This is a genomic window from Chryseobacterium sp. X308, assembly GCF_020733145.1.
GTDB lineage: Bacteria > Bacteroidota > Bacteroidia > Flavobacteriales > Weeksellaceae > Chryseobacterium > Chryseobacterium cupriresistens.
On sequence record NZ_JAJFZH010000029.1, the window covers coordinates 1 to 13,519 of the forward strand.

The window sequence follows — 13,519 nt, forward strand, 5'->3', positions numbered from 1 at the left end:
ATTTTAAATCTGAAAATATGGAAAAGTTAAATTCAATCATATTCTACAACATAGACAAAGCGATCAGATCTTACAGAAACTATGCTCAACGCCAGCTGAAAGCGCATGGTTACACGATCACTATTGATCAATGGCTTATCATCAAAGCGATTCTGGAAAACCCGGGAATTACCCAGAATGAAATTGGTGATCTGGTTTTTAAGGACAATGCTTCTGTCACGAGAATGATTGATTTAATGGTAAAATCCGAATACATCATCAGAAAAGTTCATCCTGAAGACCGAAGAAAAACCCAGCTGGAAGTGACAGATTCAGGGGTAAAAGTGATTAAAGAGGTTCAGAATATCGTAGAAAAGAACCGAAAAACAGCTTTAAAGAGCATCAGCAATGAAGAACTGGAAGTGATGTATTCTGCTTTACTGAAAATTTCAGAAAACTGTCTCAACCCTAAAAAGTAAAACGCTATGACCAGAATATTCTCACTTATTATTGTCTGTATGCTGATGCTGTTCAACAGCAGGATCTCTGCCCAGCAGGCAATGCAGAGTTTGACTTTGTCAGGAAACATAAAATCCGACAAAGCAGAGCAGATGGAGATCAATCTCTTTGACGCCGATCAGAAATTGATCAAAACAGAAATTGCTGATAACAATGGTAAGTTCAACTTTAATGATTTAAAAGAAGGAACTTATCAGGTAAAAATCAATAAAAACGGTACTGAGGTTTATCACTCAGAAAATATTTCATTAACCGAAAATAAGACCCTCAATCCCATTGACCTGAATGTAAAATCGATTGAAGGAGTAACGATCACCAAAACCAAGCCTCTCATTGAAAGACAGGATGGAAAAATGATCATGAACGTCGAAAACAGTATTGCAAGTACCGGAAATTCTGCTTTTGAAGTCCTGGAAAAGGCTCCGGGAGTGAATATTGACAATAACGACAATATCAGTCTTCGCGGAAAAGGAAACCTTCTGATCCAAATCGATGGTAAAAATACTCCCATGACGGGAACTGATCTTGCCAATTATCTGAAGGGAATCCCCTCTTCCACCATTGAAAAGATAGAGTTCATCACCAATCCTTCTTCAAAATATGATGCAGCAGGATCTGCCATCATTAATATTAAACTTAAAAAGGAACAGAGAAAAGGAACTAACGGAACTATTTCAAGCTCTCTGGGATCGGGTAAATATGTAAAAAACAACAACAGTTTCAGCATCAACCACAGGAATAAAAACATCAATATTTTCGGAAATTACAGCTTTGCGTACAGGGAAGCTTACAACGGATTGGTTCTCGACAGAAATTTCTATGAAGCCAATACCTTTAGGAAAGCCTATGTACAGGATAATTATCTGAAATTCAAATTCAACAGCCATGTAGCCAAAGCAGGAATGGATTATTATCTGAACGACAAGAATGTGCTTGGATTCTCTGTGGGACTTGTTTCCAACAAATTCAACATCAACGGGGACAATTCCAACGTCACACTGGGCAGCAACTACCTTCCGGAAAGTACATTCACAACAGTCAACAGATCGAATGACCGCTGGACCAATGTTTCATTCAACCTTAATCATAAATATACGATTGATTCGCTGGGTTCTGATATTTCTACCGATTTTGACTATATCAACTACGCCAACTCATCTTTGCAGAGCTTTGATACAAAAACGCATGATATTTCCAGCGGTACAGACAACCTTGACATTATTAAAGGTGACATGGACGGAAAACTGAATATCTATTCTTTAAAATCTGATCTTACAAAAAATTTCAGCAACGACTGGAAACTGGAAAGCGGAGTGAAAACGAGTTTTGTAAAGACAGATAATGACCTGAAATTCTTCAACGCCAGTTCAGGTGTTCCTGTTCCGGATCTTGGAAAAACCAATCATTTTATTTATGAAGAAAACATCAATGCAGTGTACGGAAATGTGTCCAAAAAATGGAAAAAATTCAAAGCTACAGCAGGTTTAAGAGTTGAAAACACCAATGTAAAAGGAACTCAGATTACCACCAATCAAATCAATAAAAGAAATTATACCCAGCTGTTTCCAAGCGCTGTTCTGAGTTATGATCTGACAGATAAAAGCAACCTTGAAATCAATCTCAGCAGAAGAATTACAAGACCAAGCTACAACCAGCTGAATCCTTTCAAATTCTATCTTGATCCTACTACAATGAAAGCCGGAAATCCTGATCTGAACCCTCAAATCACGATGAATTATGAATTAACCTATAGTCTGAGTAATAAATATTTTGCCACTTTAAGTTACAGCAGGAATTCTGACAACATTACAGACATCCTAAAACCTGTCATAGAAAACGGGCAAATAGTAACCGTACAGACCATTGAAAACCTGAATTCTGCTTCTTATTTCGGATTAAACCTGATTGCTCCGGTAAAGGTGACCCAATGGTGGGATATGAATAACAGTGCTAATTTCTATTATGGCTCCTACACAGGAAATGTCTCCGGAACCCAGATCAATAATAAAGGGAATTTTACATTCAGCATCAACAGTATTAATTCCTTTAAGCTGGGAAATGGTTTCACTGCTGAACTTACAGGAAATTACAAAGCCAGAGAAATCTATGCTTATCTGAATGTGAGCCCGAACTGGTATCTGAATATCGGAGCGCAGAAGAAGTTTAAAAACAACAGTGTTCTGAAGCTTTCCTTCACAGATGTCTTCTTTACCAGCAATATCAAAGGGCAAACGGTGTATAATGATTATTTAGAAAACTTCGCGGTGAAAAGAGATACCCGTGTGGCAACCCTCTCCTATACTTACAATTTTGGTTCTTCCAAAAACGGACAGCCCAGAAAAACAGGCGGTGCTGAGGATCTGAAGCAGAGAGTGGGAAATTAATTGTAAGAAGTTGGAAAACGCAAAGACGCCAAGAAGGAGAAATAAAATACTGTCTTTAAGACGCAAAGATTTTATCTTCGATAAAATTGAGCACCAAATAACTGTACCTGTATTTTAGTCTCTCACGATTGGGCAGGCAAAGCAAATGCAAAAAATAAAACAATATGCTTACTGAAAATCTTCGATTTTCTTGCGCCCTAATCAATATTAAATTAAAATTACTTTGCGCCTTTGCGTTTTCCAACTTATAACTTATGGTATAAAAAGCAAAAATCCCTCAAATTGAGGGATTTTTTATGTTTAAGAATGAATCTTATTAAGCTTCGTTAGATGGAGTTTGGTTTTCCACGGGTTTTTCGCTTTGTGGCTTTTCACCTTGTGGTTTCTGTCCTTCCGGTCTTCTTTGTCCTTCCGGTCTTCTCTGCCCTTCAGGTCTACCTTGTCCTTCCGGTCTTGGAGGTCTTGGTAAAAGAACTTTACGGGAAAGTTTCATTTTCTTACGATCATCATAACCCATGAACTTCACTTCTACCTCATCACCTTCTGCATAAGGAACTTTGTCCAGACGAGCCCATTCAATTTCAGAAATGTGAAGAAGTCCTTCTGTTCCTTTAGCGATCGCTACGAATGCACCAAAGTCCATTACTTTCACTACTTTACCTTTGTAAACTTCGCCTACAACCGGTACGAAAGTAATTTCATTGATCTTAGCAATAGCAGCATTGATTTTTTCTCTGTCTGTTCCTGCAATTTCGATACGTCCGATTTCTCCCATCTCTTCGATAGCAATAACCGTATCTGTATCTTTCTGTAATTGTTGAATAATTTTTCCACCAGGCCCGATTACAGCTCCAATGAAATCTTTTGGAATCTCCATAACCACCATTTTCGGAGCGTGAGGCTTCACATCTGCTCTTGGCTGGGAAATCGTTTCCGTGATTTTATTAAGGATGTGTAATCTTCCGTCTTTAGCCTGCATCAAAGCTTTCTCCATGATATCCATAGAAAGTCCCTGGATTTTGATATCCATCTGACAAGCTGTGATACCGTCTGCAGTACCTGTTACTTTGAAGTCCATATCTCCAAGGTGATCTTCATCTCCCAAGATATCAGAAAGTACGGTAAATTTACCTGATTTTGTATCGGTGATCAGACCCATTGCAATCCCTGAAACAGGTTTTGTGATCTGAACCCCTGCATCCATCAATGCTAATGTACCTGCACAAACTGTTGCCATTGAAGAAGAACCGTTAGATTCTAAGATATCGGAAACAATTCTGATTGTATATGGATTTTCTTGCGGAATTACTGCTGTTAATGCTCTTTGAGCTAAGTTTCCGTGTCCTACTTCTCTTCTTGAAGTACCTCTTAAAGGTCTTGCTTCACCTGTAGAGAATGGAGGGAAGTTATAGTGTAAGAAGAATCTTTCGTCGTGCTGCGTGATTACGCTGTCGATCATGTTCGCATCTTTTACAGAACCCAGAGTTACCGCAGTCAGAGACTGAGTTTCTCCTCTTGTAAAGATCGCAGAACCGTGAGCTCCCGGAAGGTAATCAATTTCTGACCAGATCGGACGGATCGTCTGAGGATCACGACCATCAAGACGGATATTGTCTTCAAGGATCATCTGACGCATTGCTTCTTTCTCTACGTCATGGTAATATACTTTAACGAATGGAGTTACTCTTGCCAATTCCTCTTCGTCTTCAGCATATTGTGCTAAAAACTCTTCAAGAACCGCTTTAAATTTTTCTCCTCTTTCTTCTTTATTTGATGGAGTTTTTGCTACTTCATATACTTTATCATAGCACTCTTTCCATACTTTTTCACGAATTTCCTCGTCGTGATCTTCGTGGCTGTATTCTCTTTTAGGGAAAGATTTTCCTACTTTTTCAGCTAATCTCTCCTGAGCTTCAATCTGTTTTCTGATCTCAGCGTGAGCGAAGTTGATGGCTTCAAGCATTTCCTGCTCAGAGATCTCCTTCATTTCTCCTTCTACCATTACGATGGAGTCTTTAGTAGCTCCCACCATAATGTCGATATCTGATTTTAATAAATTTTCATAGCTTGGATTCACAGACAATTGTCCGTCAATTCTTACTACTCTTGCTTCAGACATTGGCCCGTTGAAAGGGATATCTGTAATTGCAATAGCTGCAGAAGCTGCCAAACCTGCCAATGCTTCAGGCATTACTTCTTTATCGTAAGAAATCAATGAAATCATTACCTGTACTTCCGCGTGGAAATCTTCAGGGAAAAGAGGACGTAATACTCTATCCACCAATCTCATTGTAAGTACTTCATCATCAGATGGTTTTGCTTCTCTACGGAAGAAATTTCCAGGAATTCTTCCACCTGCGTAGAATTTTTCTCTGTAATCTACCGTTAATGGTAAAAAGTCTACACCAGGATTGGCTTCTTTATTGGCTACAACAGTTGCTAAAAGCATTGTTCCGCCACATTTCACCACTACAGATCCGTCAGCCTGCTTAGCCAGCTTCCCCGTTTCAATAGTGATTTCCCTGCCGTCTGCAAGGGTAATCGTTTCTGTAAACGCTTGAGGTATACTCATAAATTTGCTTCTTTATACTCCGTATTGAGTATGATTAATATTTAAACTCTTTAAATTTTCGTTTGCAAAGGTACTATATAATAATGATATATTAAATTTTTCGATTGCTTTAATAGGCGTTTAAAATACAAAAAATTGGCTATCAATTGATGAAAGACTGAAAATTTGCATTAGTAATCTGAACTTATACACCATTTACGAAAATAAAAAAGTGTTTTTTTGAGGATAATGTATTGAAAAATCCCGTCGTTTTTGTATTATTGTCTCAAAAAATGAAAATAACATATTGATCTGAAAAAAAGTATTTATTTCATTTTAAAAATGATTAAAATTATTGCAAACCAATAGGCTGATCCCTATATTTGCCCTACTTCACCAATTACAATGCTGTAGGCTAAAAAAGTTAAGGAACTATCCTTATCCAGATAAATAAATGTTTATGATTAATAAAGAAGTACAATCTCAAAGCAGGAATTATACGGTTCCGTTGATTACCATTACCCTGCTGTTTTTTATGTGGGGATTCATCACCTGTATGAATGATATCCTGATCCCGTATCTGAAACAACTTTTCAATCTTACCTTTTTCGAATCCATGCTGGTACAGTTCTGTTTCTTCGGGGCTTACTTTATCGGATCGCTGATTTATTTTATGATTTCCATCACGAAAGGAGATCCCATCAATAAATTAGGGTATAAAAAGGGAATCCTGTTCGGAATTTTTCTAGCCGCATTCGGCTGCGTTCTGTTTTATCCGGCAGCTACGTTCTCATATTATCCATTGTTTCTGGGTGCTTTGTTTATTTTAGGGTTGGGCTTTACGGTACTTCAGATTACTGCCAATGCCTATGTTTCGTTATTAGGAAGTGAAGAATCTGCTTCCAGCCGTCTGAATATGACGCAGGCATTCAATGCATTCGGAACTACCATTGCACCGGTACTTGGAGGTCACCTTATTTTTGAATTTTTCTCATCTCCCGACGGATCTTTCAGCGCAGTAGCAACGAGAATTCCTTACCTTATTTTTGCGGGGATTCTTTTACTGGTTGCTTTATTGATTTCCAGAGTGAAGCTTCCTTCATTCCAGATGGGAGAAGAAGAAATCGTAAAAGGTTGGGGAGCTCTTGAATTCAGTCACCTGAAATTCGGCGTATTCGCTATGTTCTGCTATGTAGGCGGAGAAGTTGCCGTAGGAAGTTTTATCATCAGTTTCCTTGAGCAGCCACAGATTATGGGTTTTAATGAAATCATCAGTAAAAATTATCTTTCCCTATATTGGGGAGGAGCGATGATTGGCCGTTTTTTGGGAGCCATTTCTTTAAATCAATCCATAAGCCAAAGCAAAAAGGCTCTGTATATGCTGGGAGCGGCGGCGGCTGTTTTCCTTGTGATCTTCAGTATTGTGAATCTTACTTTCAGTCAGATCAGCTTTTTCATTGTATTCATCATTCTTAACTTCATTGCCTTTTTCGTGGGTAAAGCAGCTCCGGCAAGAACATTATCCATCTTCGCAGCCATCAATGTTGCGTTGTTAATTTCTGCAATGGTAAATCATGGTGAGCTGGCGATGTACAGTATTTTAGGAATCGGAATTTTCAACTCTATTATGTTCTCGAATATTTATACTCTGGCTATTTCAGGATTGGGTAAATATACCAGTCAGGGATCTTCATTAGTGGTAATGGCTATTCTGGGAGGCGCTATTGTTCCTATTTTCCAGGGATATCTTGCAGATCAGTTTGGAGTACAGCATTCATTTATTATTCCTGTATTCTGCTATCTTGTTATTCTGATATTCGGAGCGTACTGTACCAAATATTTAGGTCATGTAGAAACTACAGAAGCCAAATCAGGGCATTAAAATCAAATTCAAATCAAAATGTATAAGGCGGAATATCTCAAAGGTATTCCGCTTCTTTTTCCAATCCTAAAATGTAACTTTCATATGAAAAAATTGACTTATTTTAAAGATCAGTACAATACATTATGAAAATACAGTTAAAGCTTGAATACGCTGCATTTCTCCTGTTAGGAATCTATGCCTTTGCACAAACAGGATATTCCTGGTGGTGGTTCGCCGGACTTTTTCTTACACCGGATATTTCTATGCTGGGATACACTGTTAATAACAAAACGGGCGCTTTCTTCTACAATCTCTTCCATCATTTTGGAGTAGCTGTCATTGTTTATTTTGCGGGAACAGCCTTGTCTCTGCCCTATTTACAAATGATAGGAGCTATTTTGTTTTCTCACTCTGCGTTTGACAGGATTCTGGGTTATGGATTGAAATATCCCGATAGCTTTCAGAATACGCATCTCGGGAAGATTGGAAAGAAGGCTGAATAGTGATGTTGAAAACCACCCCGTCAAAAATTCTTTGAATTCTCGCCACCCCTCCGAGGGAGGGGAATTATCGTACCTTCAGTTGGGATATCTGTTACATTTGTAGTCATCTTCAGTATTTTTTTCAAGATAATAAAGGCTGGATTCCTACAGAATGACACAATTGGCGTATTGGTCTATCCATACAGTTTGTCACTCCGTAAGAAACTTTTTGTGGCTTTTGCGGTAAAAATCCTTTGTTGTGTAAAAACAAAAAAGCAACCTCTTTCGAAGTTGCTTTTTTATTTTGAAAATCTTTATAGATTATTTTCTTAAACCTAGTTCAGCAATAATTGCTCTATATCTTGCGATATCTTTGTTTTTAAGGTAATCTAATAAACTTTTTCTCTTACCTACCAATTTCACTAGAGATCTCTCTGTGTTGAAATCGTGACGGTTAGCCTTTAGGTGTTGAGATAAGTGATTGATTCTGAAAGTGAAAAGAGCGATTTGTCCTTCAGCACTTCCTGTGTCTTGTGCAGATTTCCCGTGTTTTGCGAAAATTTCCTGCTTTTTGTCTGTTGTTAAGTACATTCCAATATTGTTTAATGATTATTATGTAACGGGTGCAAAATTACGACTATTTTTTGATTCTGCAAACATTATTGATTTCATATATCAAATTTGATAGAAAAAAATGTTAAAAATTTCTTAATAATTTGTATGTCATCCAACGAAAAGGCAGTAATTTTGCATTCGAATTACAAATGAAAAAAATTATATTCTTTACAGCGGTTACTACTTTTTTATTCATCGGGTTTACAACGGTAAAAGCCCAGAAAAATGCCGATGATAAAATAAAAAAAGTTCTTTACTTCAATCCCGAGGTAGAGCCTGATATTGACGAAATAAAAGACCCTACCAATAACGCTTTCTTCGATGCCGTAACCGACAATTTCAGCGGCAGAAAAAATAAAATGCTCCGTGCAGAAGTTCAGGTTCCCTATGACAGCATTGATAAACAGACTATCGTAGATTACTGTCTCAACAATGATGCAGATTTTGCCATTGTTTCTAAAGTGAGGTATTTCAAAGTTGGATTGGGAAAGTATGTTTTCTCCAATCAGGTGGTGGTGAGTATGAAACTTTTTGGTGCTGACGGTAATCTTGTCACCGAAAGCGATCACGATACCTACCGGAAAAACATGCGCCTTCTGGGATCCACAACCAATTCTGTCAAAATAGGTACTGAAGGTGCCATAAAAGGAATCATCAAAAAACTGAGAAAGCTGAAACCGACCGAAGCGGAACTTTAAGATTCAAGGTTTAAGGTTTAAGGTTGGAATATACAGCCTTTAATCATCAATGGTCAATTTTGCTTCGCAGGTCAATGGTGAATTTTGTCAGGAAGATTCTTAGGCTTACCGGACAAGTTTATCATTTATCATTCATTCTTATATTTTCATTTGTATTTCCCCTGCCCTGCATTATAAATATTTTCACATAAAATAAAGCACTTGTTATCTCTTACGAACAGGTGCTTTTTATTTAAAACACACTATAAACAACTGATTAACAATTAAATATTTTCACAAAATAAGGATTTATTAAATATTTTTTACTATTTTAGACCAACATTAAAACCAAAATATTATGAAAAATCTAAAGAAACTCAGCAGAGAAAAAGCAAAACAGATTAATGGAGGATCTATGGAAAGATGCAGTGAAACCAATCCTTGTACTGTCGGATGGTGCTGTTTCGGAATCTGTTCCCCCTTCATCTGTATTGAATAAAAGATAAAACTAAATCATTTAAAAATCAAATCTCATGAAAAATCTAAAAAAACTCAGCAGACAAGTGCAAAAGGAAATTAAAGGCAGCGGACCTTTCAAAAGATGTACAGAACATTATGAATGTCCGGGCGGATCATGTTGCCACAACACCTGTGTTATCGATCCATGTCCTCTGGAGTAAATATGATCATTACAGACACCTGCATTCGTAGGTGTTTTTATTTAAGATATCAATAAATTTTTGATTCATACTAAAATATTTTCACCTGCAAATGAATAATATAGAAATATTTACTATTTTAGTCTTACATTAAATCTAAACTATAACGCTATGAAAAATCTAAAAAAACTCAGCAGAGAGGCTGCGAAACAAATTAATGGCGGCATAGGACCGTTCAGATGCAGTATAACAAGACCATGTTCTGTGGGATATTGCTGCAATGGAGAATGTCTTGATCATGACTGTCCGATAGAGCCTTAATCTTAACTATATTTGATCACCATGAAGAATTCAAATCTTAAGAGGCTGAACAGGCTGGAGCAAAAAAATATTAAAGGCAGCGGAATAAAAAAGTGTGGTGACAATTCAGATTGCGGACCATACCAATGCTGTACAAATGCTGTCTGCATCTACATTCCCACCTCAGAATGCGAACCAATGTAAAGAATATTGGAATTTAAAATTTAATTTTTGCACATCCGCTTCGGCGGGTGTTTTTTTTGCTCTTATCCTGAAGCCATAAACTTTAATTAATCCTTAATTTTGTCAGTTTATTGCTCAGTCTTAAAAATTTGAATTATTTTTGCATATCCAAAAAATTTCACGTTTTGAATTCTAGAGACGAACTTATCTTCAACCCTGCCGATATTGCCGAAACTCTCAGCGAACTTCCTGCTGATGAGAGGCTGCTCGCGTTTCTGAAGGTTCCGAAAGAATACAAAGCAGAAGTATTTTCACACCTTGATCCTGATTTCCAGGAGGAAACCATCAGAAGTATCGGAAGCGATGAAGTTTCTGAAATCCTGAATGCTATGACTCCGGATGACAGAACGGCCCTTTTCGAGGATTTCCCGGATGAGCTGATCAAGTATTCCATCAACCATCTTAATCCGCAGGAAAGAAGGATTGCCTTAAAGCTTCTTGGCTACAACTCGGATTCGATTGCCCGTCTGATGACACCCTATTATATCCAGATCCGTAAGGAATGGACGGTAAAAAGATGTCTTCAGCAGATCAAAAAGGTAGGAAAAAGAGTGGAAACCATGAACTACCTGTATGTGGTAGACGAAAGAAACCGCCTGATTGATGACCTTGCCATCGGAACTTTACTGCTGGAAGAGGAAGACACTCTGGTTTCTGATATCACAGACAACCATTTTGTAGCCATTACAACGACAACTTCCAAAGAGGATGCCGTAACCTACTTCGAAAAGTATGACCGTGGTGCTCTTCCTATTATTACAGAAGCCGGTGTTCTGGTAGGAATTGTGACTATTGATGACATTCTCGATCAGATTGAACAGCAGAATACGGAAGATATCCAGAAATTTGGGGGATTGGAAGCATTGGATCTTCCCTACACCCAGACTTCATGGACTGAGATGATCAAGAAAAGAGCCACCTGGCTGATCATTCTGTTTGTTTCGGAAATGCTGACTGCCTCTGCAATGGGATATTTTGACAAGGAAATAGAAAAAGCCGTTGTTCTTGCTCTATTTGTACCACTGATTATTTCCAGTGGAGGAAACTCAGGATCCCAGGCAGCCACCCTGATTATCCGTGCTATGGCTCTTCAGGAAATCAATCTGAAGGATTGGTGGTATGTCATGAAAAAGGAAATTATCTCCGGATTATGTCTTGGAGCCATCTTGGGAATTATTGGGTTTATACGAATCATGCTCTGGCAGCAAATTGGTCTTTTTGATTACGGCCAGTATTGGGTATATGTAGGATTAAGTGTTTCAGTCTCCCTGATTGCCATTGTTTTGTGGGGAACATTATCAGGTTCTATGATCCCGTTTGTTTTAAAGAAATTAAATCTTGACCCCGCCACTTCTTCTGCTCCGTTTGTAGCAACGCTGGTGGATGTTACAGGACTTATTATCTATTTTACCGTAGCCGGACTTTTCTTAACCGGAAAACTTTTGTAATTTTAGGCATCATCTAACATGCCAATATGAAAATCGTTTCACTTGTACCTTCTATTACTGAGGCTTTATTTGACCTTGGACTGACTGAAAATGAAGTGGTAGGAAGAACAAAATTCTGTATCCATCCTCAGGATAAAATAAAAAATGTACCCATAATCGGCGGAACTAAGAATATTAATATTGAAAAAATTAAAGCATTACAGCCGGATCTTATTATTGCCAATAAGGAAGAGAATGTAAAAGATCAGGTGGAAGCCCTGATGGATGAGCACAAGGTAATGGTCACCAATATTGATACCATTGAGGATAATTATTACCTGCTTAAAAACCTCGGAAAACTTTTTGGAAAGGAAGACAGAGCGCAGCTTTTCAATCTTAAAATTTATGATGTTCTGAATCAGGCAAAACTGGATGTTCCCGTAAAAACGGCTTATCTCATCTGGAAGAATCCTTATATGACTATTGGATCAGATACTTTTATTCACAGGATTTTATCTGAAATTGGTTTTGAAAATATTTTTAAGGATAAAACCCGTTATCCCCAGATCACTACTGAAGATCTGGCAGAAGCCGATGTCATTATGCTTTCATCTGAACCTTTTCCGTTTAAAGAAAAACATATTGAAGAACTGCAGGTTTTCTACCCGGATAAAAAGATTATGATTGTAGATGGTGAAGCTTTTTCCTGGTATGGAACCCATATTGCGAAATGTGAAAATTATTTCAAAGAATTGCTGGCCGAAATTCACCTCATGCAGCAAAGCTAATTTTTCACCATCAACTTTAAACCCAAAACTTTAAACTTTAAACATTGAACTTTATATGTCCGGTACAATTATATTATCTGAAGGAGCAGAATTTGATCATGTAATACAGGAAGTTTCAAAATATATTCATTTGTATGTAATGGCGTTTGAAAAAGAGGAAAGAACCATTACACGACTGGAAAAACGTGAAAACATGTATGGAGGAAGCGGAACTGTGTATATGATACAAATGTTCGATCAGAAAGAATTAGCCAACAATCGTCTGGCTGCCTATATGGTTTTATTGAATAAAGGGGATGAATCCGGATTTCATACACACAACCAAAGAAATGAACAGGAGCTGTACGTTGTGGTGCACGGAACCGGAGAATATCGTGAAAGAACCGGAACCGATGGGCCCATACGTAAGAAAGTACTTCAAAAAGGCGATATTACAGCGATCAGTTCTGTAGGATATCATTCTATTGAAAATACGGGAGATGAGCCTTTAATTATGTTTGTGATTACCACCAACAATCCATAAAAAACTCCGGCTGATATAGCCGGAGTCTTTATTTTTTATAGTAAGTTTTGATTACAAAATCTTAGAAACTTCATTACAAAGCCATTCTAATAATTCGCGGTCTTCCTGCGTGAAAGGATCGATTGTATGAGAATCAATATCGATCTGACCAATATTTATTCCATCCTTAAAAATAGGAACTACAATTTCTGCTTTGGTATCAATGGAGCAGCTTAAATAATTGCTTTCCTCATGCACATCAGGAACAACAAATGTTTCATTGGAAACGGCAACCTGACCGCAGATTCCTTTACCGTAAGGAATAATTGTATGATCTGTAGGTGCTCCTACATAAGGGCCTAAAATCAATTCATCCTTATCTCCGTTTTTGAAATAGAACCCTGTCCAGTTGAAATAAGGAATTTCCTGATCCAACAGGTGGCATACTTTTTCAAGTTTTTCTTCTGTATTATGCTTAGGACTTTCAAGAATCGAGGAAAGTCTTTTCTTTAATTCTGACATTGTATTT

At 37.6% G+C, this 13,519-nt stretch carries 14 protein-coding genes; 11 read left to right on the forward strand and 3 right to left on the reverse strand.

Features of this window, described 5'->3' with window-relative positions:
- On the forward strand, positions 1-458 hold a 458-nt coding region (locus tag LIV57_RS20785), incomplete at its 5' end, for a MarR family winged helix-turn-helix transcriptional regulator (protein ID WP_227944134.1).
- A 6-nt stretch (positions 459-464) separates the two neighbouring features.
- Entirely contained in the window at positions 465-2,882 is a 2,418-nt protein-coding gene (locus LIV57_RS20790) for a TonB-dependent receptor (protein ID WP_227944135.1), read from the forward strand.
- A gap of 316 nt (positions 2,883-3,198) precedes the next feature.
- On the opposite strand, the gene LIV57_RS20795 is transcribed toward LIV57_RS20790, so the two are convergent.
- Complete coding sequence (locus LIV57_RS20795; protein ID WP_227944136.1) at positions 3,199-5,454, reverse strand: polyribonucleotide nucleotidyltransferase; 2,256 nt, start codon at positions 5,452-5,454, stop codon at positions 3,199-3,201.
- A 439-nt stretch (positions 5,455-5,893) separates the two neighbouring features.
- On the opposite strand from LIV57_RS20795, the gene LIV57_RS20800 reads away from it, so the two are divergent.
- Both LIV57_RS20800 and LIV57_RS20805 read left to right on the forward strand, forming a co-directional pair.
- Positions 5,894-7,315 (forward strand): sugar MFS transporter, encoded by a 1,422-nt coding sequence (locus tag LIV57_RS20800; protein ID WP_114821480.1) that lies wholly within the window; start codon positions 5,894-5,896, stop codon positions 7,313-7,315.
- Positions 7,316-7,440: 125 nt separating this feature from the next.
- Positions 7,441-7,800 (forward strand): DUF4260 domain-containing protein, encoded by a 360-nt coding sequence (locus LIV57_RS20805; protein WP_227944137.1) that lies wholly within the window; start codon positions 7,441-7,443, stop codon positions 7,798-7,800.
- A 300-nt stretch (positions 7,801-8,100) separates the two neighbouring features.
- Here the strand turns inward: LIV57_RS20805 and rpsO are convergent, their stop codons facing one another.
- The gene (gene rpsO, locus LIV57_RS20810) at positions 8,101-8,370 is read right to left on the reverse strand and encodes a 30S ribosomal protein S15 (protein ID WP_034692246.1); all 270 of its coding nucleotides are present in this window, start codon (positions 8,368-8,370) and stop codon (positions 8,101-8,103) included.
- A gap of 173 nt (positions 8,371-8,543) precedes the next feature.
- Between rpsO and LIV57_RS20815 the strand changes: the two genes are divergently transcribed.
- From LIV57_RS20815 to LIV57_RS20845, 7 genes are all read left to right on the forward strand, one after another.
- Positions 8,544-9,092: a pyruvate decarboxylase gene (locus tag LIV57_RS20815; protein ID WP_227944138.1), complete on the forward strand. Its 549-nt coding sequence runs from the start codon at positions 8,544-8,546 to the stop codon at positions 9,090-9,092.
- A gap of 337 nt (positions 9,093-9,429) precedes the next feature.
- The gene (locus LIV57_RS20820) at positions 9,430-9,570 is read left to right on the forward strand and encodes a bacteriocin-like protein (protein WP_171006355.1); all 141 of its coding nucleotides are present in this window, start codon (positions 9,430-9,432) and stop codon (positions 9,568-9,570) included.
- Between the two features lie 34 nt (positions 9,571-9,604).
- Positions 9,605-9,751 (forward strand): bacteriocin-like protein, encoded by a 147-nt coding sequence (locus LIV57_RS20825; RefSeq protein WP_171006356.1) that lies wholly within the window; start codon positions 9,605-9,607, stop codon positions 9,749-9,751.
- A 150-nt stretch (positions 9,752-9,901) separates the two neighbouring features.
- Positions 9,902-10,051, forward strand: coding sequence for a bacteriocin-like protein (locus tag LIV57_RS20830; RefSeq protein WP_158521347.1), 150 nt, complete (start codon positions 9,902-9,904; stop codon positions 10,049-10,051).
- A gap of 347 nt (positions 10,052-10,398) precedes the next feature.
- Complete coding sequence (gene mgtE / locus LIV57_RS20835) at positions 10,399-11,721, forward strand: magnesium transporter (protein ID WP_202839636.1); 1,323 nt, start codon at positions 10,399-10,401, stop codon at positions 11,719-11,721.
- A gap of 26 nt (positions 11,722-11,747) precedes the next feature.
- Entirely contained in the window at positions 11,748-12,488 is a 741-nt protein-coding gene (locus LIV57_RS20840) for an ABC transporter substrate-binding protein (RefSeq protein WP_227944139.1), read from the forward strand.
- A 55-nt stretch (positions 12,489-12,543) separates the two neighbouring features.
- Positions 12,544-13,011 carry a cupin domain-containing protein gene (locus LIV57_RS20845; RefSeq protein ID WP_227944140.1) on the forward strand — a complete coding sequence of 156 codons (468 nt, stop codon included), beginning with the start codon at positions 12,544-12,546 and terminating at the stop codon, positions 13,009-13,011.
- Between the two features lie 51 nt (positions 13,012-13,062).
- Here the strand turns inward: LIV57_RS20845 and LIV57_RS20850 are convergent, their stop codons facing one another.
- A complete protein-coding gene (locus LIV57_RS20850; RefSeq protein ID WP_227944141.1) occupies positions 13,063-13,512 on the reverse strand; it encodes a GAF domain-containing protein in 450 nt (149 codons plus the stop codon).
- Between the last annotated feature and the right edge of the window lie 7 nt (positions 13,513-13,519).

Excerpts from the sequence above, each read along its gene's own strand:
- LIV57_RS20795 (WP_227944136.1), bottom strand. The coding sequence starts at position 5,454 with ATGAGTATACCTCAAGCGTTTACAGAAACGATTACCCTTGCAGACGGC.
- LIV57_RS20830 (WP_158521347.1), top strand. The coding sequence starts at position 9,902 with ATGAAAAATCTAAAAAAACTCAGCAGAGAGGCTGCGAAACAAATTAAT.
- LIV57_RS20845 (WP_227944140.1), top strand. The coding sequence starts at position 12,544 with ATGTCCGGTACAATTATATTATCTGAAGGAGCAGAATTTGATCATGTA.
- LIV57_RS20800 (WP_114821480.1), top strand. The coding sequence starts at position 5,894 with ATGATTAATAAAGAAGTACAATCTCAAAGCAGGAATTATACGGTTCCG.
- LIV57_RS20825 (WP_171006356.1), top strand. The coding sequence starts at position 9,605 with ATGAAAAATCTAAAAAAACTCAGCAGACAAGTGCAAAAGGAAATTAAA.
- LIV57_RS20805 (WP_227944137.1), top strand. The coding sequence starts at position 7,441 with ATGAAAATACAGTTAAAGCTTGAATACGCTGCATTTCTCCTGTTAGGA.
- rpsO (WP_034692246.1), bottom strand. The coding sequence starts at position 8,370 with ATGTACTTAACAACAGACAAAAAGCAGGAAATTTTCGCAAAACACGGG.
- LIV57_RS20790 (WP_227944135.1), top strand. The coding sequence starts at position 465 with ATGACCAGAATATTCTCACTTATTATTGTCTGTATGCTGATGCTGTTC.
- LIV57_RS20840 (WP_227944139.1), top strand. The coding sequence starts at position 11,748 with ATGAAAATCGTTTCACTTGTACCTTCTATTACTGAGGCTTTATTTGAC.
- LIV57_RS20815 (WP_227944138.1), top strand. The coding sequence starts at position 8,544 with ATGAAAAAAATTATATTCTTTACAGCGGTTACTACTTTTTTATTCATC.
- LIV57_RS20850 (WP_227944141.1), bottom strand. The coding sequence starts at position 13,512 with ATGTCAGAATTAAAGAAAAGACTTTCCTCGATTCTTGAAAGTCCTAAG.
- LIV57_RS20820 (WP_171006355.1), top strand. The coding sequence starts at position 9,430 with ATGAAAAATCTAAAGAAACTCAGCAGAGAAAAAGCAAAACAGATTAAT.